20 protein-coding genes are annotated in these 24,745 nt (G+C 69.6%); 6 read left to right on the top strand and 14 right to left on the bottom strand.

Features of this window, described 5'->3' with window-relative positions:
* Positions 1-170 precede the first annotated feature (170 nt).
* Complete coding sequence (locus tag ECOMGDLI_RS00840) at positions 171-1,775, top strand: aminotransferase class V-fold PLP-dependent enzyme (protein WP_088312666.1); 1,605 nt, start codon at positions 171-173, stop codon at positions 1,773-1,775.
* A 156-nt stretch (positions 1,776-1,931) separates the two neighbouring features.
* A complete protein-coding gene (locus ECOMGDLI_RS00835) occupies positions 1,932-2,651 on the top strand; it encodes a hypothetical protein (RefSeq protein WP_143447396.1) in 720 nt (239 codons plus the stop codon).
* On the opposite strand, the gene ECOMGDLI_RS00830 is transcribed toward ECOMGDLI_RS00835, so the two are convergent.
* The 6 genes from ECOMGDLI_RS00830 to ECOMGDLI_RS00805 all read right to left on the bottom strand — a co-directional run bounded on the left by ECOMGDLI_RS00830 (position 2,638) and on the right by ECOMGDLI_RS00805 (position 9,644).
* Positions 2,638-4,620: a bifunctional diguanylate cyclase/phosphodiesterase gene (locus ECOMGDLI_RS00830; protein ID WP_158220812.1), complete on the bottom strand. Its 1,983-nt coding sequence runs from the start codon at positions 4,618-4,620 to the stop codon at positions 2,638-2,640. The two genes, ECOMGDLI_RS00835 and ECOMGDLI_RS00830, sit on opposite strands and share 14 nt — an antisense overlap.
* A 735-nt stretch (positions 4,621-5,355) precedes the next feature.
* Positions 5,356-5,628 (bottom strand): hypothetical protein, encoded by a 273-nt coding sequence (locus ECOMGDLI_RS34260; protein ID WP_088312661.1) that lies wholly within the window; start codon positions 5,626-5,628, stop codon positions 5,356-5,358.
* A 136-nt stretch (positions 5,629-5,764) separates the two neighbouring features.
* Positions 5,765-7,000, bottom strand: a complete 1,236-nt coding sequence (locus tag ECOMGDLI_RS00820; protein ID WP_088312659.1) for a methyl-accepting chemotaxis protein — start codon at positions 6,998-7,000, stop codon at positions 5,765-5,767.
* Positions 6,997-7,737, bottom strand: a complete 741-nt coding sequence (locus tag ECOMGDLI_RS36555) for a signal peptidase I (protein WP_369812691.1) — start codon at positions 7,735-7,737, stop codon at positions 6,997-6,999. Before ECOMGDLI_RS36555 ends, ECOMGDLI_RS00820 begins: the two co-directional genes overlap by 4 nt.
* Complete coding sequence (locus ECOMGDLI_RS00810; RefSeq protein ID WP_198954412.1) at positions 7,719-8,246, bottom strand: hypothetical protein; 528 nt, start codon at positions 8,244-8,246, stop codon at positions 7,719-7,721. The genes ECOMGDLI_RS36555 and ECOMGDLI_RS00810 overlap by 19 nt, the downstream gene beginning before the upstream one ends.
* A 288-nt stretch (positions 8,247-8,534) precedes the next feature.
* Positions 8,535-9,644: an NHL repeat-containing protein gene (locus ECOMGDLI_RS00805; protein WP_088312655.1), complete on the bottom strand. Its 1,110-nt coding sequence runs from the start codon at positions 9,642-9,644 to the stop codon at positions 8,535-8,537.
* Between the two features lie 195 nt (positions 9,645-9,839).
* On the opposite strand from ECOMGDLI_RS00805, the gene ECOMGDLI_RS00800 reads away from it, so the two are divergent.
* Positions 9,840-11,705, top strand: coding sequence for a methyl-accepting chemotaxis protein (locus ECOMGDLI_RS00800; protein ID WP_088312653.1), 1,866 nt, complete (start codon positions 9,840-9,842; stop codon positions 11,703-11,705).
* A gap of 291 nt (positions 11,706-11,996) precedes the next feature.
* On the opposite strand, the gene ECOMGDLI_RS00795 is transcribed toward ECOMGDLI_RS00800, so the two are convergent.
* The 6 genes from ECOMGDLI_RS00795 to ECOMGDLI_RS00770 all read right to left on the bottom strand — a co-directional run bounded on the left by ECOMGDLI_RS00795 (position 11,997) and on the right by ECOMGDLI_RS00770 (position 19,576).
* Positions 11,997-12,569 carry a hypothetical protein gene (locus ECOMGDLI_RS00795; RefSeq protein ID WP_088312651.1) on the bottom strand — a complete coding sequence of 191 codons (573 nt, stop codon included), beginning with the start codon at positions 12,567-12,569 and terminating at the stop codon, positions 11,997-11,999.
* Between the two features lie 359 nt (positions 12,570-12,928).
* Positions 12,929-15,241 carry a bifunctional diguanylate cyclase/phosphodiesterase gene (locus tag ECOMGDLI_RS00790; RefSeq protein ID WP_143447395.1) on the bottom strand — a complete coding sequence of 771 codons (2,313 nt, stop codon included), beginning with the start codon at positions 15,239-15,241 and terminating at the stop codon, positions 12,929-12,931.
* Between the two features lie 61 nt (positions 15,242-15,302).
* The gene (locus ECOMGDLI_RS00785; RefSeq protein ID WP_143447394.1) at positions 15,303-15,581 is read right to left on the bottom strand and encodes a hypothetical protein; all 279 of its coding nucleotides are present in this window, start codon (positions 15,579-15,581) and stop codon (positions 15,303-15,305) included.
* Positions 15,582-15,983: 402 nt separating this feature from the next.
* Positions 15,984-16,538: a hypothetical protein gene (locus ECOMGDLI_RS00780; protein WP_088312645.1), complete on the bottom strand. Its 555-nt coding sequence runs from the start codon at positions 16,536-16,538 to the stop codon at positions 15,984-15,986.
* Between the two features lie 3 nt (positions 16,539-16,541).
* On the bottom strand, positions 16,542-16,793 hold the full coding sequence (locus ECOMGDLI_RS00775) for a DUF4242 domain-containing protein (RefSeq protein ID WP_088312643.1): 252 nt from the start codon (positions 16,791-16,793) through the stop codon (positions 16,542-16,544).
* 158 nt (positions 16,794-16,951) lie between these two features.
* Complete coding sequence (locus tag ECOMGDLI_RS00770; protein WP_198954411.1) at positions 16,952-19,576, bottom strand: AAA family ATPase; 2,625 nt, start codon at positions 19,574-19,576, stop codon at positions 16,952-16,954.
* A gap of 435 nt (positions 19,577-20,011) precedes the next feature.
* Between ECOMGDLI_RS00770 and ECOMGDLI_RS00765 the strand changes: the two genes are divergently transcribed.
* Complete coding sequence (locus ECOMGDLI_RS00765; RefSeq protein ID WP_088312641.1) at positions 20,012-21,835, top strand: PAS domain-containing protein; 1,824 nt, start codon at positions 20,012-20,014, stop codon at positions 21,833-21,835.
* Between the two features lie 143 nt (positions 21,836-21,978).
* On the opposite strand, the gene ECOMGDLI_RS35165 is transcribed toward ECOMGDLI_RS00765, so the two are convergent.
* The gene (locus ECOMGDLI_RS35165; protein ID WP_198954410.1) at positions 21,979-22,407 is read right to left on the bottom strand and encodes an acyl-CoA dehydrogenase family protein; all 429 of its coding nucleotides are present in this window, start codon (positions 22,405-22,407) and stop codon (positions 21,979-21,981) included.
* Between the two features lie 7 nt (positions 22,408-22,414).
* On the opposite strand from ECOMGDLI_RS35165, the gene ECOMGDLI_RS35160 reads away from it, so the two are divergent.
* Positions 22,415-23,299 carry a hypothetical protein gene (locus tag ECOMGDLI_RS35160; protein ID WP_233153247.1) on the top strand — a complete coding sequence of 295 codons (885 nt, stop codon included), beginning with the start codon at positions 22,415-22,417 and terminating at the stop codon, positions 23,297-23,299.
* A 26-nt stretch (positions 23,300-23,325) separates the two neighbouring features.
* Here ECOMGDLI_RS35160 and ECOMGDLI_RS00750 read toward each other — a convergent pair whose 3' ends face one another.
* Complete coding sequence (locus ECOMGDLI_RS00750; protein WP_088312635.1) at positions 23,326-23,733, bottom strand: DUF3592 domain-containing protein; 408 nt, start codon at positions 23,731-23,733, stop codon at positions 23,326-23,328.
* Positions 23,734-24,312: 579 nt separating this feature from the next.
* Between ECOMGDLI_RS00750 and ECOMGDLI_RS00745 the strand changes: the two genes are divergently transcribed.
* Positions 24,313-24,738, top strand: a complete 426-nt coding sequence (locus tag ECOMGDLI_RS00745; protein WP_088312633.1) for a hypothetical protein — start codon at positions 24,313-24,315, stop codon at positions 24,736-24,738.
* Positions 24,739-24,745 lie beyond the last annotated feature (7 nt).

Raw genomic sequence — 24,745 nt, 5'->3', positions numbered from 1 at the left:
AGGGAGGCGACCAAGCGCGCATCGACCCGTGTCGGCGGTCTAGTACATGCAAGGATTGCAGTAACCAAGGGTAGGAAATACACCACTCAATGTGATACTCCTGAGACGCCCGCACAAGGCCCGACGCCTCGTTGACACCCGCTCACCTCTTGCCCACCTCGGGGGGATCGATGACCGACGTCGAAGGCAGAGGCCCCAGCCTGGATGCGCAGCCGGTCGACCTCCGCGAACCCCCCGTTCTTGTCGAGGCGGCGGCCCTGCTCGAACCGGGATCGACCGAGGTGAGCGCGCTGACAGCAGCCGTCGGTGCCTTCGCTCAGCACGTGCTGGTGACGAGCCGGTCGGCACCCACCGTCTGGCCCTCAGACCCAGAGGTCCACGCGACGCCGGCAGGAGTGGTCCTCCGTGATGGCCCTGAGACCCCGGACGCCACGCAAGATCGAACTTCCCAGCCGCCGTCGTCGAGGGAGCTGGGCGTCACGGAGAGCCCACGCGACATCAGCAGCACGCTGGACGTGCTGACCCGCCGGGTCTGGCAGTCAGGGGTGAACACCCGATCTCCGGGCTATCTGGGCTACCTTCCGGCGGGCGGACTGTACGCGGCGGCGCTCGGTGACTTCCTGGGGTCGGTCCTCAACCCGTACAGCGCGATGGAGTCCATCTCGCCGGGTGCGGCAGAACTCGAACAGGTGGTCGTTCAGTGGCTGTGCGAGGCGGTGGGCCTGCCCGTCGGATCGTCGGGCACGCTCACCTCGGGCGGGAGCAGCGCGACGCTCACTGCCGTCGTCGCCGCTCGTGACTGGATGGGTGTCCAACCGCAGGACGCCGGGGCATGTTCAGTGTACGTGGGTGAGCACCGGCACCACAGCGTGGACCGGGCGCTTCGCTTCGCGGGGCTCGGAGGCTGTCCCGTCCGCGTCGTGCCGTCCGACGGGAATCATCGGATGGACTCGGTGGCGCTGCGCCGCCTCCTCTCGGTCGACGCCACGAGCGGACTACGGCCCTGGTTGGTGGTGGCCACTGCCGGCACCACCGGCAGCGGTAGCATCGACCCGCTCGACGACGTGGTGTCGGCCGCACGCGACGCCGGGGCCTGGGTGCACGTGGACGCTGCGTACGGAGGCCTGTTCGCGCTCGCTCCCGAAGCCCGCCCGCGACTGCGCGGTCTCGGTGATGCCGACAGTGTGACCGTCGACCCTCACAAGACTCTGTTCCTGCCGTACGGGACTGGCGCCATCCTGGTGCGTGACCCTCAGGTCCTGACGTCGACCTTCTCGCACGACGCGAGCTACCTCCCGGCCAGACCCCCGCTCTCACATGGTTGCGGTGCCGATGCTCAGGACGGTCCGGGGGCCGTACCGTCGCCGGCCGACCTGGGCATGGAGCTCACACGGCCCTTCCGAGCGCTCGGCCTGTGGTTGCCCCTGCAACTGTCAGGCGTGCAAGCGTTCCGGGACGCTCTCAGCGAGAAGCTGAACCTGGCCCGCAGCTTCCACGCTGCGCTCGCGGAGCACCGGCTGTTCCGGGTCGGCCCGATTCCGGACCTCACCGTGGCGACCTACCGTGCCGCCCCCGCCGGAATCGACGGCGACTCCTTCAACCAGGAGCTGGCTCGCCGCCTCCAGCAGTCCGGCCAGGTCTACGTCACGACCACCGTCCTGCAGGGACGTGTCACGTTACGCGCGGCCATCGGATCCGCCTACACGCACGAAGATCACCTGCTCAGGGCCGTGGCCACCATCGTCGCAACGGCAGAACGACTCGCGGATGGCTAGGGCGCACGCACTCCTGACCTTGCTCGCCCGAGCCGTGGTCCCCGGTCTCTGCACCGCCTGGACACTGGCCACGCCAACCGGCCTGAACGGAGCCCCATGCAGCCCTCTCCCATGCAGCCCTCTCCCATTCAGCCCTCTCCCATTCAGCCCTCTCCCATGTACCGCCTGACGATGGGGCGGTCCGCGGACGCATCGGTCCGTCGCTGCGAACTGGACGTCCTTGCCCATTGGTACGGCGACACCGAGCAGTTGCTGGACGAGGCCTACGGAGGCTACGCCGACCAGACGGCCTTCTTGGCGGTCGAGCGCGACGACGGATTGGTGGTCGGAGTCAGCCGCGTGATCATCCCGGGCGGGCGCGGGCTGAAGACGCTGGCAGACATCGGATCCCCGCCGTGGTCCGTGGACGCACCTCGCGCCGTCTCCGCCGCGGGACTGGATCCTGACCACACCTGGGACATCGCGACGATCACGGTGCGTCGGGAGCTCGGAGCGGCCGGGCGCGTCGTCGCCGGCGCCTTGTACTACGGGCTCATCAATGGCACCCGGGTCAACGACTGCTCATGGATCGTCGCGATCATCGACCGGCGCGCGCGATCCCTGCTGTCCATGGTGGGTCTGCCGCTGCACGCCATCCCGGGGACGGCGCCCGAGCTGTACATGGGGTCACCGGCGTGCGCGCCGGTGTATGCCCATATGCCGACCCTTGTCGACATGCAGCGCGCATCGGACCCTGAGGCACATCGCCTGATCACGCTGGGGCACGGCCTGACGGACGTTCTGCTACCAGATGACGAAGGCCTTGCCCTGGACACTCGCGATGTCGTCGACCTCAGCGCCGCTGAGAGCTCATCGTCGGAGGTCAAGAACGTGTGACCGTGCGGGCCGTTCGCTCCACGAGCCATGTCGCCAGGTGTGCCGGTGGCATGGGACGCGCGAAGTGGTAACCCTGCAGTTCATCGACGCCCAGCTCGCGCAGTCGCTCTGCGATGACTTCGTCCTCGACCCCTTCCGCAACCGTCCGCATACCGAGACCGCGCCCGAGCTCGAGGGTGGTCCTGACGATCATCTCGTTGCGAGGGTTGGTGAGGATGTCCGATACGAAGGATCGGTCGATCTTCAGCTCTTGGACGGGGAGGTCCCTGAGGTAGGCCAGGGAGGAGTAGCCGGTCCCGAAGTCGTCGATGGCCACTTCGATGCCTCGTGCTCCGATCGCCTCGATCACCTCGCGGGCGCGGTCCGGGTCCGCGAGGAATGAGTCCTCGGTGACCTCGATGACCAGACTCCCGTCGCCGAGGCCCGCGCGAGCGATCATGCCGAAGAGGTCGGACATCACGGCCGGCGCGAGCAGCTCGGCAGGGGCGACGTTGACCGCCGCGTGCATGTCGAGGCCGTCCGATCGCCAGCGCGCGAGGTCGCTGATCACCTGGGCGAGCACCGCCCGGGTCAGGGCAGGCATGAGACCGGTGCGACGAGCGGCCGGGAGGAACGCCGCCGGTGGGAGGAGCCCGTCCTTGGGGTGCGACCAGCGGACGAGCGCCTCGACGCCTGTCGGCGCTCCTGTGGTTGCGTCGACCTTCGGCTGGTACCAGACAACGATCTCGCCGGAGTCGATTCCGCGCCGCAGCTCCTCTGCGATCCGCAGCCGCTCCCGGGAGAAGTCGTCGCGCGCGGCGTCGTAGACCAGAACGCCGGCGCGGCCGGTCTTCGCCTGGTACATCGCGACATCAGCACGACGCAGGAGGCCACCGACTCCGGCGGTGCCATCGTCACGGACGGCGATGCCGATCGATACGTCGAGACAGACCTCGAGCCCGTCCACGCGCACCGGCTTGCGGACCGCGTCCCGCAGCCGGAAGGCCAGCTCCGTGAGCCGGACCGGGTCGTCTTGGGGCACTGCTACGGCGAATTCGTCACCGCCGAGCCTCACGACCAGCGCGGACGCGTCGACCGCGGCCCGGATCCGACTGCCGATCGCTCTCAGGACAGCGTCGCCGGCCGCATGCCCGAGGGTGTCGTTGATCTCCTTGAACCCGTCCAGATCGAGGAGCAGCAGACCGTGCCCGCCCGAGTCGCGGTCGCTGCCCAGCAGGTCGTTCAACGCGCGTCGGTTCGGCAGCCCGGTCAGGTCGTCGGTCCTGGACAGAAGCAACGCCTCGTTCAGCTGCTGGGCCTGGCGAAGCGCCAGCCCCAACCGCAGCCCCGCCGCGAGCAGAGTGACCAGTGCGGGGGCCACCACGACGAGACGGATACCGGTGGCCTGCTGAGGCAGCAGCGTCACCAACGCAACCGTGGCCGCGAGGATGATCGGGATCGCCCCCGGCTTGGGCTGCGTCACGTCGTCCGGCACGGTTCTGCCCGCGCGGTGACAGGCCGCTTCGACGAGCAGCAGGAAGCCCACGCACCAGGTGACGTCGAAGAGTTCACCGGACTGGTACGACCCCGATCGGGCACTCGCCACAAGGCTGGTGTCGGCGATGCCGAGGACGACGAACGCTGCCGCCAGCACTAGGCCACGCCCGCCCACAGGCCGCTGCCGCAACGCCATCTGCGCAACCACCAGAAGCAGCAGCGTGACGTCCAGCAGCGGGTAGATCAACGCCACGAGCAGCGGCAGGGCGCCACCGGGATCGGCCGCGAAGGGAGTCAGAACCGCCACGAGCGCGACGCAGGCCGTCCCTCCGACGATGATCAGTCCGTCGAGCCATCCGCCGCCCGCGGCCTGTGTCGCGCCGGCGCGGTCCAAGACCAAGAACGCGGAGAACCCGATGTACGCGGCGAGGAACAGCCACTCTCCCGGCGCCGGGAACGACACGGTCTCGGGCTGGGCCGTCGAGTTGAGCACAGCCGATCCACCGGCCCATAGAACGAGCCCGAACGCCAGTGCCCACAACGGGGCACCTGCAGCGCGGCGGCGGGCCGCGGTCACCGTCACCCGGCCGATGAGCAGAAGGAACAGAACTCCGACGACCGCGACGGCGACTGTGCTCGAAACTTCGGGCCCAGTTGTCGGCGGCGAGAAGCGGATCCACCCCACCCCCGCGCACGGGACTGCCCAGGAGATGGCCCTCACAGCAGAGAGCGACCAGGTGCTACCGAAGGTCACGCCGCGTTGACGCACGGGTCCGCTCCGCACGCGATGCACCTCCGCCTCTGCCAACGCTGGATCAGCCGTCACACTCGTTCTCAACTGCATGTCGGCTCGAACAGTCCGAACATGAATCCGACATTTCGATCATCACCGCCATGGGCTAACCGGATCAGCCCATGGAGGCTATGCGACATGCCCGTCGACGACGTTCACAACCACAACAATCTGGGATCTCCGGTCGCGTTCTCTCCTGCCGACCCAGCTATTCACACGCTCGAGTCGGTGACATGACTGACACTGACCATCCCGACCAGGAGTCGACAGCACACACGACCTCCGTCTGGATCAAGTCTCGAGCCGGGCGCTGCAACCCCCGATGAGAATGACGCCTTCGCCGCCCCGATGCGCCACCGACTTGGGCCGCACGGCAGGTCAGCTCCGATCGACGCCAGTGATGTCGACGGCGCGAGGACCAGCATCGGTCGCTTCTCACCTGTTCGACGGCCGGCTGTTCTGGCCGTCCGGGCAACCGGCGGACGCCAGTCTCAGTGCGTATCTCCCGAGCTCAGCGTGAAGGTCATCGTCGATGACGCTGCTCAGTTGTCGAGACATACCGACCGCGAACTGCGCACAGTAGGTGGCGACCGCCATGAGCTCGTCACGGGACATAGAGACGAGCAGAGCTGCTGATCCATTCGTGTCGCTGTTGGCGCAGGACAGGATCAGTGCGACTGAGAGTTGCTCTAGATTCACGCCGGTCATTGGGCCCTCCCTCGGACCTGCGCAGGCTCGTCATGGTCCGGCGCACTGAATGTGTTATCGATCGCTCGCCGGTCCTACTTGAGGGCGGGCTCCGGTTTGTCCGGGAGCCGACCTCTGCCTGCTGGATGGGCCCACGTCACCCGCCCATGAGCGCTGACAGCGCCTGTTCGTAGGGTGGGCGTTTGTAGACGATGCGGGCAGCGACGCTGACCTGGTCAGGGTCACTCGCTTCCACACGCAGGACGACGCAGGTGAAGTCCAGCGGCCCGGCGGGGGTGTCGAGGGTGAGGCGAGCCTTGGCGCCCGCCTGCGGGCCCGCGGTCGCGGGCAGTTCGAATGCCGCACCGGTCAGGCTGAGGTTGTTCAGGATCCCGTTGACCTTGCGGTCACCGAGGTGAACCTGGACAGGGCTTCGTACGGTCGCTCGGCGGGCACCGCGCCGCTCGGCGGCCCGAATCGCCTCCACGAAGCCGGCGACCTGGGTGGCCAGGCGTTGGGCGACGGGGACGAGGCCTTCGCCGTTGCCGTCCCCTTGAACGGCGGCGGCGATCTCCTCGACCTGGTGGCTCATGTCGGTGATCCGGTTCGTGACGGTCTCCAGGACGCCGATGGTGGACTCTGCGGCTCCTCTGACTGCGGTAACGCCGTCGATGATGGTCTGGGAGGAGTCGGTCGACTCGTCGGCGAGGGCCTTGACCTCGGTGGCGACGACGGCGAATCCACGTCCGTGGTCGCCGGCGCGGGCAGCCTCGATGGTGGCGTTGAGCGCGAGCAGACGCGTCTGCGCCGCGATCTGGGTGATCAGGTCGACCGCGGAACGGATGTCGTCGGTGCTCGAACGCAGCGACTCCACGGTGCTGAGGGCCTGTTGCGCCTCGCAGCGTGCCTCCCCGGCGAACGCTGCGACCCCGGTAGCGGTCGTGCCCATCGAAGTCGCGGCCGAGGACATCTCGTCCGTCAAGGAGAGCAGTGTCGTCTCCAGTTGCTGTGCGAGATCTCGACGGGACTCGGCAGCGGACACTGCGGCGTCGTGGGCTGCTTCCATGGCCACACGACCGCTCTCGATGATCCGTGCACCGTCGAGGAAGGCTCCCCGAAGTCCTTCCTCGAGAAGTCGACGGTGGAACTGCTGCTGGCTCGCGGCGACGATCGCGGCCGCGGTCTCGCGCATGTACGCATCGACGACATCGAGCATGCCGTTGACCGCGGTGCGAAGTGCACGCTCGACGTCCGCGTCGGTCTCGGCGAGACCCAACGGCGGGATCCTCGCTTCAAGGTCTCCGTTCGCGATCGATCCGGCCACGGCCGTGATCGTCGAGATGGCCGTCAGCAGCGCGTCTGTTCGAGCGGCCGCTCTCCGCGTGCGCGTCATCGCGGCCCCTTGCCAGGCTGGTTCCGATCCACAGTGAGCATTCGACCCCACGCGTCGCGCGCTTGAATGGTGACGCTCACCAGGAGGTTGCCCGAGTCGTGCGCAGTAGTCCCAGCCGGCCGCCGTCCCGGGACCAAAGCCCTAGAGGGTGTCTGCGCTTCCCCTCGGTCGGCGACGCTCACGTTGGCCGCTCGATCGCCGATGCCGACCGCACGACGCCGTGACTGCGCAGTCCGCGGTCGCCTGCGTGAGGGTGGACGTACTCGGGCGAGAAGCAGGAGCGGGGCAGCCGTAGCGACCAGCGGTGCGGGGTCACCGTCGCGGAGCGCGAGGTAGGGGGCGCCGACGAAGGGCAGCACCAGACGTGTGCGGCCTCTGACGAGTCCCCGGTCAACGGCTGGGAAGTCGTCCTGGCGGTTTGCGTCCCCACGGGTCACGAGCGTTCCTGTGACGGATGTGGCGACGACGCGATGCAGGTACGTGCCTCCGGGCGTGTCCGGTGCGCTCACGGTGATGACGTCTCCGACGGAGACGACGTCGCCCCTGCGGACCGGTTCGAGGACGACGACGTCGCCCGCGTGGATGGACGGACGCATGGATCCGGAGAGCACGACGGTCGGGGTCCAGCCGATGAGCCGCGGAGCATTGGCCGCCGCCAGGAGGACGTAGATGGCACTGACGTAGACGATCAGGAGCTTTCGAACGGCCTTTCGGGCGTTCACGTCTGAGCCTCCCATTGCAGCGTGGCGGTGGTGGTCGCACCCTGCTTGGTGTTGGGAGTGGCCGCGTTCAGCGCATACGTGACCTTGTACACGCGTGCGGTACCCGAGGTGGCATTCCATGCTCCGACCCCGGTGCCGTACGAGGCCTTCGTGGTGATGAACGTCGCGAGGGTGCCGGTGTAGGGCGTCGAGGTCGGCGTGAATCCGGTACAGGTGCCGAAGCCTCCCCCGGTTCCTTCCTGGATGGTCAGGTCGAGGTAGGCGGCCACGGCCGCGGCGTCGGTGGAAGCGGAGGCGTAGAACCGCACGGTCGCCGCGACACTGCCGCTGTAACTCACGGTGATGCAGTTGGATCCTGCGGAGCCGGGCACCAGACCGGTGGCGGTGAACAGGGCGGTGCCTGCGTCGTCGTCCGAGAGGGTCACCGTCCCGGTTGTCCAGGAGTTGTTCCCGGACGGCGTCGAGGACGTGAAGGCCGCAGTCGTGCCGCCCCAGATGAGCCCGAGGCTGACCAGGGCGCCCACGCCGAACGCTGTGCGGTTGTCAGCGACGATCCGACGCCACGCGGCGGCCGTCGGCTGTTCGCAGAGGACGTGCCGGCCGGTACTGGTCTGCCACCGCTCCTTGCGACTCGATGCACCTGACCGTTGCCGGGAGGCGCACCGACGCAGCATCGACGTCCTGCCGCGCACCCGTGCCCTGTAGGTCACAGCTCCATTCCTCTGCCGGTGAGCCGATCAACACCCCTGTGATCGTTATCGAACGGGCGGCCCGAGTTCTTGAGACCGGGATACCGCGCGGCACCGCGGGTTCTACGCGAGTCTGCGGACCCGCTGTCCGTCCTGCTCGACGAGGTACAGGTACGTGCCGTAGAGAACGATCGACCTCGGGCCGTAGACCGTCGCGGAGCTGGCTGGTCCGCCGTCCCCGGTCGAGCTGGCAGCCCCGTTGCCGGTGACGGTAGTGATCACCCCGGCTGGAGTGATCTTCCGGAGCCGGTTGTTGTAGCGATCCGCGAGGTAGATGACGCCGGCCGAGTCGACGGCCGCGCCGGAGGGACCATTGAGTCGGGCGGAGATCGCGGGTCCCCCGTCTCCGGTTGAGCCCGCAAGACCGGAGCCGGCGACGGTGCTGATGGTCCCACCGGGGCAGAAGGTCCTCAGCCGATGATTGCCTGTGTCGGGCAGGTACAAGCAGCCGCTGCCGCCGAGGGTCAGGTCGTAGGACTCGCTGATCTGCGCCGCTGTCGCCGGGCCACCGTCACCGGAGAAGCCGCTGGTCCCGACGCCGGCGACGGTGCTGATGCTGCCGCTCGCATCGATCTTCCGGACGCGAAAGTTGAGGCTGTCGACGAAGTAGACGACGTCGTGGCTGGTGTCGCTCGCGATGCCGCGGGGCAGGTTGACCATGGCCGCGGAGGCGGGTCCGCCGTCACCGGAGAAGCCTGCCGTTCCGTTGCCGGCCACGGTGGTGATCGTGCCTGCGGGGCTGACCTTGCGGATACGGTGGTTGCCGCCATCCGTGATGTACAGAGCGCCTGCGGCATCCAGCGCGACGCCGCGCGGGGCGTCGAGCTGCGCGCTGGTCGCAGCGCCTCCGTCTCCGGAGTAGCCCGCCGCGCCGGTGCCGGCGATCGTGCTGATGACGCCGGCTGCAGTGATCTTGCGGACACGGTTGTTGCTGATGTCCGCGACATAGAGGTTGCCCCCGGCGTCCACTGCGATCTGGCTCGGCTGAAGGAACTTCGCCGAGGTGGCGATCCCCCCGTCGCCCGCGTAGCCGGAGACCCCCGTGCCGGCCCAAGTGCTGATCACCGCGGTGTCGAAGGCGAAGTAGCCGACGGTGAAACTGCTCACGCCGGCGTCGGTGACCCCCGAGAAGACCGCCGACGTCCCGGACAGGGCAGACAGCGACAAGGTCATGGCGGCAGCGCCGAGGACAGCCGCCGTCCGGCGCCATCCTGCTCCACGACCGGGGGACACGGGAGATCATCGCCATACAGGACGATCTCCTTGAGCCATGAGCGTGTGAACGTCAAGGTCACTCGTCCTCCGGCCGAGATCTTCTCCGTGACCGCGGCGACGCGGCCTGGGGGTCACCGAGGCGGAGGAGCAGGAGTGGGACTGGCACGGAAGGCGTACACCGGGTTCTCCGTCGTGTTCCTGAGCACCGTCGCGGTGTCGGGGCTGGTGTTCCACCAGGCGGACAGGACCTCGCAGCACCTCAAGGAGTACCGCTCGGTCACCGCGGCGCTCGAGACTCGGGTCGCTTCGATGCGAGCGGAGTTCTACGCCTACGACGACCAGATGAACATGTACGTCGCCGTGATGCTCGATGCAGAGGCCAACCGGGACGGCCGCATCGACGAACTCGCGTCCGAGACCCGTGTCCAGGCCCAGGCAGCACGTGCTGCGCTCCACAGCGACCTGGCGACCGCCCGACAGCTGGCCACCATCACGGATCATCCCGGCCCTCTGCCAGCCGCCCTGACCGCAGTGGACGACGCCCTGGCCGCGTTCGACGGCTACGCCGACCAGACGCTGCGCCTGGTCGGCAGCGGTGACCTGCACGGCGCGGTGCGGGTAGCGACCCGGGACAACCTGGAAGCGTCGAACACCCTGATGGCCGCGCTGGACCAGGCCCGTGACGCCGCGACCGAGTCTGCCACGCAGGACCTGGCCGACCTCGACGAGCGCCAGACCCGGGTGCGGCTGCTCGCCATCGGCTCGGTGGTCGTGGGCACGCTTCTGGTCGCAGCCCTGGCTCTCGGGACACGGTTCGCCGTCCTTGGCCCGCTGCGGCTCTTGCGAGCCCGTGTGCTGGCGATCGCCCACACAGGCGCCACGACCGGACCCGGGACCCGCAACGGAACTGACACCGGGCCCGACACGGCGACCGGCCGCCACGATCGCCTTCCCGAATCGGGCGACGAGGAGCTGGCCGCTGTGGCGCGGGCATTCAACAACATGCTCGATTCCCTTCGGGCACGGGACGCCGAGATCTCCGCAGCGCACGCCGACCGCGAGGCCCAGATGGCCGCCGGCTTCGAGCACCAACGCGCCGCAGAGCAGTTCGTCCGCATGCGCGCCCAGGCGATCATCGACGACACTGCGGCCGGAGTCCTGACCGAGCTGTCGACGCTCGCCGAACACGTCGACGCCGTTCGCCGCGCAGCCGGTGCCATCGAGTCCCGGGTCGCAGCGACAGACATCGTCACCCGGGGCGTCGTCGCGGACACTCGCGCCGCCGACCAGGACGTCGCTTCCCTCGGCAACAGCCTCCGCGAGGTCGCTTCGATGGCGACACTCATCGGAAGCGTCGCCGAGCAGACAAAGCTGCTCGCACTCAACGCAACCATCGAGGCCGCTCGCGCAGGGACCGCTGGCCAAGGATTCAGCGTCGTTGCTACCGAGGTGAAGAGCTTGGCCACGACGGCCGCCTCCTCCACCGAACGCATCAGCACCACGCTGGCAGCCCTCGAGGCGGACGCCGGCCGCGTCGGGCTGGCCATCAGTACTGTCGGCACCAACATCGGAACCCTCGACGACGCCACGGCCGCACTCACTCAGGTTGCCGCCGAACAGTTCGAAGCCGTCGCTCACCTCGACGATGCCCTAGCCACCGCCATCACCCGCGTCCACGAGATGGGCACCCTCACCGAACGCCTGGAACGCCGCGCCGCAGAGCGCCACAGCGTCACCGGCACCGCCACCATCGACATCGACGGCCGCCAATTGCCAGCCCGACTCATCGACATGAGCACCACAGGTCTGCGTTGCCGCCTCGACGACAGCGAGCCGCACACGCCCGCCCCACCCCCGGGGACACCGCTCACGGCAGCACTCGTCATCGACGGCCGCGCCTTGCGCATCAGAGGCTGCATCGCCCGTACCACCAGCGATGTGGAGGCAGAGGTCGGCATTCGATTCACTGACCTCACCTCGGACGAGCTGCACACGATCCACAGCATCATTGGGCTCTGACCCCGAGGCGGCCTCAAGCCGAATCGTCGAGGTCGTAGACCGCGCCCCAGGGAGCTGGTGGCTGAGGGGAGGGCACCGGCCGGCTCGCCGCGCTGCTCAGCGACGGTGGAAGCGGGAAGCATCGGCACGTTGGGCGAGTACATCGATCTGCCATTCAGGGTCCGCGAGGCCCCTCTGCGCGCTTTGGAGCAGAACGCGCCACAACATTGACGGTCCCGAGACCGCCGACACCGGCACGCGACGCCCAAGAGCAACGGGCTTCGTCACCGGCCAGCGCCGCCACGAGGCCAGTCAACCGTGACGGTCGTGGGCGCGGGCCGCGGTCATCGCAGCCGCCGTCGCGGCGAATGCGAACGATGTGACGGCCAGAACGATGGACGGACTGCCTGTCCGCACGACTAGGGCGAGCAGGACCAGGCCCGGCACCAGCGCCAGGAACCCGGCGACGGCGGCAGCCAGGGCCCACCGCCACAGTCGAAGAGAAGCTATCCGTTCGGGGCCGCTCCAAGTCCCTGGCGTTGCAGCGCCGATCCTGGTCGCGAAGGCCCCCACGAGCACACCGATGACCGGTGGCCCGAAACCTCCCCCGACCACGAGTAGCACGACCGACAACAAGATGATCTCTTCGCCCGCCCTGCGACGGTGCAGCTGCGTGGTACACCAGACCCCGAGGGCACAGGCAACCGCGATGCTGGCCAAGCCGGACACCGTGTAGCTCGGCAGGACGGACAGCGCCGGCTCGCCGCCCACGAGGTGGAACGCCTCCGCATCCCCCCAGGCCGTGAACATCGGCTCCGGAAGCCGCTGCCACCCCTGGGTCACCTCGCCGATCCCGTGCTCCACGCCCATGATCGCGGCGAGCACGCCGAGCCATTGAACGGTCCGCCACGTGGCGTTCGGACGCCTCGACACATCCTCGCCCGCCGGGCGAACCGTCCTCAACGGCGCTGGACCGACCATGACACACCTCCACCACCGAGGCGGCATATACAGACATTTTGTGGCGAACGGACGCAGGGCGGCGACTGACGAACGTCCCACGCCCTGCGCGTGCTGCCCAGCTGGGGCTCACTGCAGCATCCGCTGCCCGCACCTGCCTCAGACCGCCTCAACCTGCGCCGCGTCCGTCGATCTAAACCCGAGGGGGTTTCCGGCGGCTGCGTCGCGGGGCTTGCCCCGCGTATCAACCAGCCGGGACGCGGCCTTGGACTCGGAATGCCAGTTCAGGCTCGGCCCGAGTCGAGGTCATGCGTGATCGTCGGCGCTCGTTCGGTCCTGGGACGGGGCAGCAAAGTGCTGGCCGTGCTGTCGGAGAGCGAGCGGTCGCGGATGCCGGGCCATTGCGTTCGCCAGACATCGAAGGCCGAGGCGGCGAGAGGGTGGCAGAGGTGATACCCCTGTGCGACGTCGCAGGAGTAGCCGATCAACGTGCGCAGAGCCTCCTCGGACTCGACACCTTCGGCCACGCAGGTGAGGCCGAGGTTGTGGCCGAGTTCGACGACGCTGCGGACGATCATCCGGTCACTGGTTTCGGTGGCCATGGCCTGCACGAAGGTACGGTCGATCTTGAGTTCGCTGATGGGTAGTCGCTTGAGCTGGGCCAAGCTCGTGTACCCGACCCCGAAGTCGTCGATCGACAACGCAATCCCCAAGCTGCTCAGTCGTCCGAGGGTGGACCTGGCACGCTCGGGGTCGGCCATGATCGCGGTCTCGGTGACCTCGAGCTTCAGGAGGCCGGCAGAGACGTGCTCGCTGGCGAGCAGATCTTCGACCAGGGGGACGAGCCGTTCGTCGAGCAGGTTGCGAGCAGAGAGGTTGACGGCGATCTGCAGCGGCTGACCGGCGGCCGCCCAACGCGCGGCTTGAGCGACGGCGAGTCGAAGAACGGTGGCTGCAACGAGACCGATCAGGCCGGTGTTCTCGGCGAGCGGGATGAACGCCTCCGGCGAGATGGACCCGTGTGTCGGATGTTGCCACCTGAGAAGGGCCTCCACACCGCAGACATCACCGGTCCGCAGGTCGATCTTGGGCTGGTAGACCAGGCACAGTTCGTCGTCACCGGCGAGGGCCCGCCGCAGGTCTGCGAGCATGGACAGTCTCTGCGGACTGTTGTGGTCCGCGCCTGGGTCGTAGACCGCAACCGGTAGACCGGAGTGCTTGGCCGCGTACATGGCGATGTCGGCGCGCTGCAGCAGGACCGAGGCGTCGTTGCCGTCACGACCGGACAAGACCACTCCGATGCTGGCATCGACGTCCAGATCGGCGCCGGTGACGACGAATGGCGCGGTCAGGGCCTCGTGCAGCGACTCAGCCACACCGAGCGCCGAGTTCGCGTCGCCGATCGCCGGCAGCAGCACGGCGAACTCGTCGCCACCGAGCCGCGCAACGGTGTCACCGGCGCGGACCGTGGACGCCAGGCGGCGGCTGACCTGGATCAGCAGCTCGTCACCGACGTGGTGTCCGAGGGTGTCGTTCACCTCCTTGAACCGATCCAAGTCGATCAGCAGGAGGCCGGTCCTCATCCCCGACTCGGCGCCGGCGCCCAGCGCCTGCTCGAACCGGTCGGCCAGCAGAGCCCGGTTGGGCAGCCCGGTCAGCGCGTCGTGCAACGCACGGTGCTCGAGCTCGGCCTGCAAGAGGTGTCGCTCACTGACGTCGTGCCCGGTCCATACGATCCCCGCGACCTGCGGCTCGTGGGTCAGATCACGCAGCGTCCAGTCGATCACCCGGTGGCCGGCTGCGGTGTCCACACGTGACTGCAGCGCGACCGGACCTGCCGTGCCGACCTCGGCCACTGCGTTCCTGGCACACCCGCGGTCCTCGACCACGATGACGTCGAGCAGGTTGTCGGTCTCCTGGCCCTTGGGTGTCGCACGCTCGGCGGCAGGGCTGCGGAAGAGCACCCGGCCGGCACGATCGGTGACCACCACCAGATCGGCGGACTGGTCGATCAGCGCCTGGTACCGGCTCTCTCCACGACGCTCTGCCTCTCGGTGAATGTCCAAGCGACGCTGACGCCGTAGCAGCAGCCCCACGGCCAGCAGCGCGAGGACAACACCGATGACCAGCCCCACGTCACTCAGACGGCGTGCCGTCCGCCCGTAGGCAGCCTGCTCCCGCCCCTCGGAAGCCATCGCGTCCGCCAGAGCGTCGAACGCCGGATCAACAGCGTCTTCGTCGAACTCCTCCGCTTCCCGATCCTTCCCCGCGGCGTACAGGGCGAGCTCCCTGTCGACCGCTTCCGCATACGTGCGCTGCAGCGCCGCCACGCGGCGCACGTCCCCATCCGGATCAGATTGCGAGTCTTCGGCGGTCTCGACCAGCGCGGCCAGGCGGTCTCGTGACTGTTCCAGACCGACCGCGATGTCCCGCGGATCCACGCGCCCGCTCACCATCCGCCACTCCAGAGCGTCCTGGCGATACAGCTCGGTGAACGCGGACTGCAGATCCCGCTCCGCAGCTACCGCCGCCTCCCCGGAGTGCTTCAGCCGCAACGTCCCCCAGGCGGCCAGCGCAACGAGGAGCACCACGAGCACGATCGCCGCTGACGACCGTGCTCGGTGGTACCCCCTCGCCAGTTCGACCCTGCTCACACAGCTACCGTCGACCGAAGATCACCGAAGCCAAGCCCTCAACAGGGTGAACCTGCACGTCCTGTGTGCGCGTTGAATCGGCACGTCTCCGCTGCATGCCCACGCCGGCGTCACGACCGTCCGCGACCTCGACGACCTCAACTGCCGAGTGCTGGACTTCCGAGACCGCCCGGGTCTTCCGCGCGTCGTGGCGGCGGGCCCACCGCTGACCACTTGCGGAGGGCAGCGCCACGACGTCGGAGCAGAAGTTGCCGGCGACTCCCGAGCCGCGGTCGAGGAACATGTCCGCCACGGTGTCGACGTCTTGACGGTTGATGGCTTCCGGCGGGTTCGCGACCCCGGCAGCGACCAGACCGGCCCTCGGTTCACCGCAACGAGATCCGCACAAAGGCTGACACGGCACATCGAGCCGGCCTTGTCGTACGCTCCACTCACCGCTGAGAGCCCGCAGCGCCTGCGCCCGATCCACCACCACCGTCCCTTGGCCGCGCTCATGGCAGGGTCGGCCCAGCGCCCCTCGACAAGCTGTACGGCGCCCGCCTCGCCTTCCTCAGCCGGCTACGGGAGCACGGGCTCCGGGTCCTCGCCGGAGTCGACGCAGGCATGCACCCACGCTCGGTACCCCTGCCGACGTCCTCCTGCACGGGACCCGGTCCACGCGGCAGCGGCCCGGCTGCTCGCTGGGTCATGTCGTGTGGCCCTCGGTGCTGACACACAGGACCCTGGGGTTCCAGTCCTTGGTCGCCCCGGTCGGGTTGGTCTTCCAGGCCCATGCGTGCAGTTCGTAGAAGGCGGGCAGTCCGTAGCGGTTCGGCGTCGCGACAGTGACGAAGGTCTGCCCGAAGAGGCGTGGTGGTGCGCTGTGTCTTGCGTCCCACGCGTCCTTGAAGACGACGTACTCGGCGCCCAGCAGCTCGAGCCGGCCGTCGGGGCGGACGTCGTACATCAGCGCCTCGGGCCGGGTGGCCTCGATCGTTCCGTCGCCGACCAGCGCCTGGTTGACGAAGTGCGTGCCCATCGCGCCGGCCAGCGGTTCGTGCACGCAGCCGAAGAACTGCACGTAGCCGGCGGCGACCGCCCGGTCGACGTCGCGGTAGGCCCGGGTGGCCTGGCGGACCTGGCCGAGCGGGTCGGAGCCCCCGACAGCTGCGATGCCGGGGACCAGGCCGCCGGTCAGTGCGGCAGCGGTGGCGAGGACGGCGGTGACGCCGGTGAGCGTGATCGTGCGGCGAGCGGGCATGGGTCAGGCCCCTTCCCGCACCTGGTAGATCGCGTCGGCGACCAGTCCGTGCGCCTCGCGGTGCACCAGGTTCGCCGCGTCGGCGTCCGGGGCCTCGACCAGGCAGAAGACCTGACCGCCGGACTCGTCGACCCAGTACCGCAGGTAGCGCACGTCGTGGCCCTCCTGGGTGGCGAGGTCGGCCTGATGGGCCTTGGCGACGGCGTCCATCGTGACTCCGTCGCCGAGGTGGTGGACGTCCATGAACAGAGGCATCTCGCGGTCCTTCCTCGTGGCGGCGCGGCGCGGACGCACCGCTGGTCGCCTGCCTCTGGTCTACCGATCGACGGGACGGCGCCACATCCGTGAGGACTACCCATCCGGACCGCCCGCGGTACCTACCGAGGAGCGTGACAGCCGCTGCAGCCCCGGGCTCAGGGGTGACCGGGTCGGGCTTGCGAGCGCGAGGCGGCCTCGCGACGGGACCGCACCCCGAGCTTGCGCAGGACGGAAGCGACGTGGTGCTCGACGGTCCGTCGTGACAGGACGAGCCTCTCGGCGATCACAGCGTCCGGCAGGCCCTCCGCCAACAGCTCCAGCACCTGAGCCTCGCGGGCGCTGAGCCCGTCGGGGTGCGGCTGGTCGCAGGCCCGCGGAACGCGGGGAACCGACCAGCCGTTGGCTCGCAGAAGCGCCCGGGTCCGGGCGGCCGCCCCGGTCGCGGACAACGCGTCGAAGCACTCGACCGCCTCGGTCATCGCCGCGCGCTCACCGCTGCGCGCCAGCGCCAGGGCGTGCTCGTAGGGGCATCCCAGCTGCTTCCACCGCTGCGCGGCCTCGCCCCAGCGACCGGCCACCTCGAGGGCGTACGGCGGAGCCAGCGCAGCGCCGTCACCGGCCGTCGGGTCGCCGAGCCAGGTGGCGACCGATCCCCTGTTCCACGGGCAGTCGGCCGCTGTCGCCTTCGGCCAGGTCTCGGCGGCGTACCGTCGCGCACTCTCGGCGTCACCGGACAACCAGGCGATCTCGCAGCGGGCGGCGGTGACGGGCCCGAGACGCTGGATCTCCCCGATCCCGTCGGCCAGCCGGACCGCACGCTCCATCGGCTGCTGCCATCGGTGGTCGCCGCTCCGGGCCAGGGACAGCGCCTGGACGACCAGCGGTTCGACCTGGCTGGTCGGCGCGGACTCGGTGCGCTGCAGCACCTTCTCGGCGCAGTCCCGAGCCGCGGTCGTCTGCCCGCGGTTGAGCAGGAGCTGCGCCTGCAGGCCCTGCAGGTAGAGCGTCCAGGCGTCCAGGTCGCGGTCGATGCAGTACTCCAGCCCTGCCTCCAACCGCTCCGCGGCGTCGGTGTGCCTGCGCTGGGCGACGGCACAGGACACGAGGTTGCAGTAGGCGCGCGCGGCGTGCTCGTGCAGGTCGGCCACCCGGGCCTGCTCCAGGCTCGTGGTGAGCATCCGGATGCCCGCGTCGAAGTCGCCGGACACGACCTCCGCCGTTCCGAGGTTGTTCAACGCGTGCACCCGGACCTCGGCCCGCTTCCGCCCGTCCGGCAGGTCGTCCAGCGCGGCCAGGGCACGCCGTCCCCAGAGCCTGGTTCCGTGCACGTCCGACGACAGCATCCGAAGCTGCGCGACGTTGCTGTAGGCCATGGCGAGCTCGACGGTGCCCGACCCCTCGAGCGCCTGCACTGCAAGCTCTGCCTGCCGTTCGGACACGTCGTTGCGCCCTGCGAACCAGTGCAGACGGGACAGGCAGCGATGGGCGTCGCCGACCCTGACCGTGTCACCGGACGCCGCCCAGATCTCCAGAGCCTCCTGGATCGCGCGCAGTGCATCCTCGACCTGGTCGGTGAGGTAGCACTCGTAGCCCAGCGCCCACAGCAGGTCCGCGCGGCGACCGTCCGCCGGACCGTGGGCGCATCGCAGGGTGCGGCGGTACTGATGGACCGCTTCGCGGTGCGCCCCCAGGTCTGCTGCTCGTGCGGCCGCCAGAGGAGCGTGCTTCAGCACGGCCGCGGTGTCGCCGGCGGCCTCGGCGTGGTGCGCGACGCGCGCGTGATCGAGCGCGCCGTCTGCCGCGCGCTCCAACAGGGCGGCCAGGATCCGGCGGTGGATCGCGACGCGCCGGAACGCCGGCATCGGCTCGGCCACAGCCAAGCGTGCCAGTTCGTGCCGGAACGCCACCTGGCCGGAGGAAGCGGTGAGAAGTCCGCGCTGAAGGGGCTCGTCGAGCACTTCCGGGCCGTCGTCCAGAACGTGCTCCAGCAGATGCATGTCCGCCTGCGCCCCGCACAGGGCCACGGCGTCCAGCGCGGCGCGGGCCGGCGGGGTCAGCCGGGACACCCGGGCCTGGACGGCATCCCGGACGGTCGGCGGAACCGCACCGGTACCGGCCGAGAGCACCTCGGTGACGAAGAACGGGTTACCCCCGCTCACCCGGTGCAGGCGGTCGACATCCGCCGGAGCGGCGTCCGGGTTCGCGAGGGCGTACTCCCGTGCGAGGTGCCCCACCGCCGAGCGCGACAGACCCGGAAGATCCAGACGCCGGGCACCAGCCGCTGTCGCGGCGTCCCCGAGGACCACACGCAACGGGTGCCCCGTCACGACGTCCTCCGGGCGGTACGTGACGAGCACCAGCGCCCGGCATGCATGGACGCGGCGGGCGAGATGGCGGACCAGGTCCAGCGTCGCCTCGTCCGCCCAGTGCGCGTCCTCCACCACCAGGAGGAACGGCTCACCGAGACCGGGCTCCCTCAGAGCGGTGACCAGCCGGGCGAAGACCTCGTGCCTGGTCGCCCCCGGAGGCCACACCTGCGCCGGTAGCCGCGGCAGCATCTCGATCAGCGGGCCCAGCGGCGCCGGCGTCGAGGACCCGTCGCAACCACCGACGGCGACGCGGGCCATGTCTGCCGCCTCCTGCACGACTCGGCCCACGAACGAGGTCTTGCCGACCCCCGCCTCCCCGGCGACGAAGACCATCCGGCCATGACTGTCCGCGGCCTCGGCGAGGTAGCCGTGCACCGCCGCGACCTGCTGGTCCCGTTCAAGGAGCCGCACCAGCCGATGCTAGGAGGCTGCTCCGCGCCAGCACATACCGTCAAGGCTCCCGAGCCTGGTGAACGGACAGCCGCGGGCGGACACCTCGCCGCGGTGGTTCACGCTGCTGCCGCCCCGTTCACCATGATCTTCGCCACCGGTTTCGATGCCGCCCCCGGGTCGCTGACCCGGCTCAGCACCGCCGGCGACCGCTGCCTCATGGTGCACCTTCGGGCAGCGAGCGCGGCGGCCCGGCGGCCGTGCAGCCGGCCGCCACCACGGCTGCGACTGGGTCGCAGAGACGCTCACGGACGCTCGACGGAGACCCGTCGACCTCGGGTGCACTGATGGCCGCGCCCCGGCGACAGTCGATCATGGTGGTGACGACCGTGTCGCCGCAAGTTAGGCGCGCGTGACCGTTACCTTGCTTCGGAGCGGCGGCCGCCGCAGCGATACATGACTGGCGCTACTGCACGAGAGGCAGGGTGGTCGACAGTGTCGAGCTCACCGATTGCCGCCCGGAGCGCCCCGCCATGGGTGACGGACACCGTGCTCTCAGTCGGAGTCCTCGTCGTAGTCGAGGCCGAGGCGATCACATGGGTCTCCCCATCGGTGTCGGGGCTGCTCGGATGGACTGCCAGCCAGCTCCTCGGGCGCCCCGTGGCGTCGCTGGTGCATCCCGCGGACGCCCTGCTCGTCGATCCACCGTCACCATCGACCGGGCCGCCACGGCGGTTCAAGCGGCGAAGACTACTCTGCAGCGATGGTGAGTATCGGTGGGTCGAGGGCGTCGTCCTAGGCCAGCATGCGGGCAACAACGGCCGACCTGCGACCTTGCTGCGACTGCACGATGCCTCGAACGACCGCCACGCAGACGGAAGCGACAGGTCGGACACCCTCGACGAGGACGCCGACTGGCGGTGGCTGCCGGCTGCACTGGACGCCAGTCCGGACGGCTTCGCGATCTTCAGGGTCCATCGCCGCGGCCCCGAGCCGGCCACAGAACAGTCGATCACACTGCAGATGATCAACAAGGTGGGTGCCACGGCGTACCAGATCGACCCTCCGCTGCTGCGCGGACGGTCGCTCGAGGAGATGGCTCCGCCCGAGGTCGCGATCCCGCTGCGGGACCTGGTCACGAGGTCGAGCGCCGGCCCCGGCCTGCACCGACGCCGGATCGTGGTCGAGCTGCCGGGCTGGGAGAGCATCCTGGATGTCGTCGCCGCCCGCCTGGACCCGACGCGGGTCGTCGTGACGTGGCGGGACATCTCCACGCAGGTGCAGGCCGAGGGCGTCCTCATGGACGCATACGCCCGCGCGCAGACCGCATGGGACCTCTTGCACGACATCCTGGCGTCACTACCGGACCCGGTCCTGCTCGTCGATGGCTCCGACGCCCGCAGTGACGGGCACGACCACCGGCCCCCTGCCGCGACGTCGGACAGCCCTCTCGGGCAGCACGGCCCGACATGCGTGTTCATCAACCAGGCGGCGGCCGGCTTCCTCGATATCGACGAGTCGCATGCAGCCGGGGCTCCCTTGGAGCACGTGGTCCCGGCCTCATGCAGGAGCGAGCTGCTCACCCTGGTCGGCACCGTGGCCCGTTCACGACAGCGCCACCAGGCCCGGCTGACGACGAGGTCACCAGCCGACTCCGGTGGAGAACCTCCTCGGGACGTCGTCATGTTGGTGACCGCCTCCCCCACTGCCGGCGGCCGGATCGCGGTGATCTGCCGGGACGTCACAGCCGAGGAGCGCGAACGCGAACGCCTGCAGCAGCAACGGAACTCCGCCGAGCTGGCCGCGCGCCGGGACCCGTTGACCGGGTTGCGCAACCGGCTCGGACTCGAGACCGCGCTGCACCAGATCCTGCTGAGCTGCCCGCCGGACCGGCACGTCATCGTCATTGTCTGCGACCTCGCGATCGAGACCGTCAACGCCACCTTGGGGCGGCCTCGGGGCGACCGGCTTCTCAAGGACACCGCGAAGGCCCTGACGGACGCCGTCCCTGACGCCGCTGCCGTCGCTCGCCTCAGCAGCGGAGAGTTCGTCATCATCCTCGCGGACCGCAGACCGGGCTGGACCGTCGGCTCCGTCTTCGACGCAGTGCGCACCGGCATCGACTCGTGCTGGCCACACGATCAGATCGACGTACTCGTACATTACGCGCACTACTGCGCAGACCCTGCTGCGCGCTCGAGCGATCGCGACGGCAGTGACGTCCTGAACGCCGCGATCACCGACGTCCGAAGCCGATGGCGCGACCATGGCTCCCCGTGACCAACTACCGCGCAGGGCGCCGTCCCCGGCGTGGCCTCGTCGGACGGCAGGTGCACACCGGTCCCGCCCGGCGGCTCGCCTGAGTGTGCGCCGATCCGGAGCCGCGGGGTTGAACGAGCCCGGACGCCACCGCCCTTCAGGCGCTACCGAAGTAGTCCCGGCGCCCCGAGCGCGTGCCGCCCCGCCTCGACGTGCGTGACCTCCGGCGTCAGCGGGTGGAACGGCGCAGCGCGGATGTCGCGGTAGGCACGTTCTATGACCGACCCCTTGAAGTACGCCTGGCCGCCGGCGACGTCCATCGCCAAGCTGCAGACGTCCGCCCCCGCAGAGGCCACCTCGGCCTTCGCCGCCATCGCCGCCAGGAAGCACTCGGCGGAGGGGGCAGGGTCGTCCCCGACGACGGCCAGCGCGCCGTCCAGCGACCACTGCGCGACCTGCAGCCTGTGTCGCATGAGCCCGATCGTGCGCTGCAGCAACGGATCCTCGGCCCGGCCCCTGGCGATGCTCAGCGCTGCCGTGTACGCGGCCTCGGCGACACCGAGGTACACGCCGGAGATGATCGGGAACGCCACGCTTGCGATGACCTGCAGTGCAGGCGGCCCGGACGAAGTCGTCCAGCTGGTCGAGGTCGGGGCCGACGGCCGGCCTGTGCCGACCGAGGGTCCCGTGGTCCAGGAGGTGGTCTCGGACCGGTTGCGGCCCGAGAGCCGGTGCACCGGGCCGACATGGACGACTCTGACGGACAGCGCCGGCCTGCTGCTCCAGCGACGCAACGGCGATCCCGCCAAGGCCGAGACGCCCTGGGCCACCTACCGGTTCGCGGTTCAGGCCGGGACGACAGGGATCGAGGCGACGGCGTCCTTCGGTGAGAGCGTCGAGCAGGACGCCGTCGCGGTCCGCGTCGGTGCGCGGCTGCTCGAACGCGCCACGGGTCGCACCCTGCCCACCGGCCCGGCTGCGACGAGCCTGCGAACCACGGACCTGATGCCCGGTTCGGCCCTCGGACCGGACTGGACGACCGACTCCGCCGTCCCGCCTCCGCAGGACCCGGTTCTCGCCTACCTCCCCTGCTTCCCGGCAGGCGCCCGTCCGACGCCGAGCCAGGCTCTCGCCGGTGCGCTGATCGACTCGGCCGCGACGCTGCCGGCCGGGACCCGCCAGCAGCTCCTGCGCTTCGACTCGGCCGACGGCGCGGCCTCCTGGGTCAAGGACCTGCGTGCCTTCGCCGGCTGCGACACCCCGGCCGAGCGGTCCGACGTGACGGTGCCCCACGGCGTCGCGCTGCGTGAGGCGACGGGGCAGGGCTCCGCGGTCAGGGCCGTCGTCGTGCAGCAGGTCGGAACGGTGGTGTCGGTGACCCGGGTGTTCGTCGGCGACGGCGACGTCCCCGCGCAACTCGTGCAACAGGTCGCGGACGGCGTGTCAGCAGCACTCTGCAGGTTCAGCACAGACCGGACGTGCTGAGCACCCGCGGCCCGCGGGAACGGGTCTCAGCGCCGCAGACCCCACACCGTGACGACCGCGAGCATGCCGGCACCGATCATCACCGCAGCAGCGCCGAGGGCCATGTTGATGATCTGCACGGTCCTGTCCGCCAATTGCACTGCGGTGCCGTTGATCGGGTCGACCAGCAGGTTGACGAAGTCACCCGGTGCCATGTCAGGGCGGTGCGACGGGTTCAAGGTCTCGACCGTCACCGTCGCACCGTGAGCGTCGAGAACGCTGACGGTCGGGCGAAAGAGCCACTGCCCGGTCGATCGGTCCTTGCGCACCGCCAGGACCTGGCCGACCGCGGGCCGACAACCCCGACGGCGATGCAGCAGCCGACCCTCACGGACGAGAATCGACGTACCGCTGACGAGCCAACCGGCCCCGAACAGGACCCACAACACGGTCACCGTCGAGGACCCGATCCCCGCGGACGGGTCGCGTTGCCCGAACCGGCGTCGCGGGCTGCCACGACAGCCATCAACTGCGACATGACCTCACGATAGCCGCGATCCGGCAATCGCCGATCCTTCGGACGACCGCGAGGAGGTCTGCACCCGTCCCCTCGTGCCCCGCCATCATCTCCGGTCCATGGGTCTGCCGTCCGACGGTGCCCGCCGTACATCCCGCATGCGCTCGTCGGTGGACTCGGCGCCCGTTGCCCGCATCGGCCGCTCGACCTGGCAGCGCGACACCCCTTTGATGGCCAGACGGCGCAGGTGCCCCCACATCTTCAGCGACCCGTACAGCGGCCTTCGGCCCCCGCCGACCGCTCTGGTCGGGCTCGTAGTAACCGGAAGGAGCTGGGTGACGACCGCGTCCCGCAGGGCCCGTTTCAGCTACTCGAAAGGCCCAGCGGCGTCGCTACCCGAACGCCACCGTTCCTCACTCTCGTGGGCGATGCGCGCCGAACCATTGTGCTCCATCCTTCAGTCAGAGCCGGTGACCACCATCGGCGAATGAGGCGGACACGGAGCAGGACCACCACCATGACGGCGACGGTTGTGTACGAGGCACCCGGGGAGGTCAGCGTCTGGTTCGACGCGAACCCCGCAGAGATCGTGGTGCGCTGGACCCGGTTCGGTGACCACACCACGTTCCGGGACAGCCTCGATGCGCAGGCCGACCTGGTCGAGGCGGGCCGGGCCCGCTTCATCGTCGTCGACGTCCAGGCCGCCACCGGCTCCCCGTCCGCCCGCGACCACGACTACGTCAACCGGTTCGTCTACCCCCGCTACCGCGCAGGCGGCCTCGCCGCCATCGTCACGGTCCTGCCCCGCGACGCCCACACCAGGATGGGCACCCAACGCTGGCAGCAGCACGGCCGGGCATGGGGATTCGCCGTCTACGAGACCGCCACGCTGGACGACGCCCACGACCTGCTCCAGGACCACCACGCGCGCATGCCCGTCTGAGGGGACT

Source organism: Kineosporia sp. R_H_3, from assembly GCF_002198675.1.
Taxonomy (GTDB): domain Bacteria; phylum Actinomycetota; class Actinomycetes; order Actinomycetales; family Kineosporiaceae; genus R-H-3.
The sequence above is the reverse complement of the archived record's forward strand: the minus strand, read 5'-3'. Positions and strand labels throughout refer to the sequence as shown.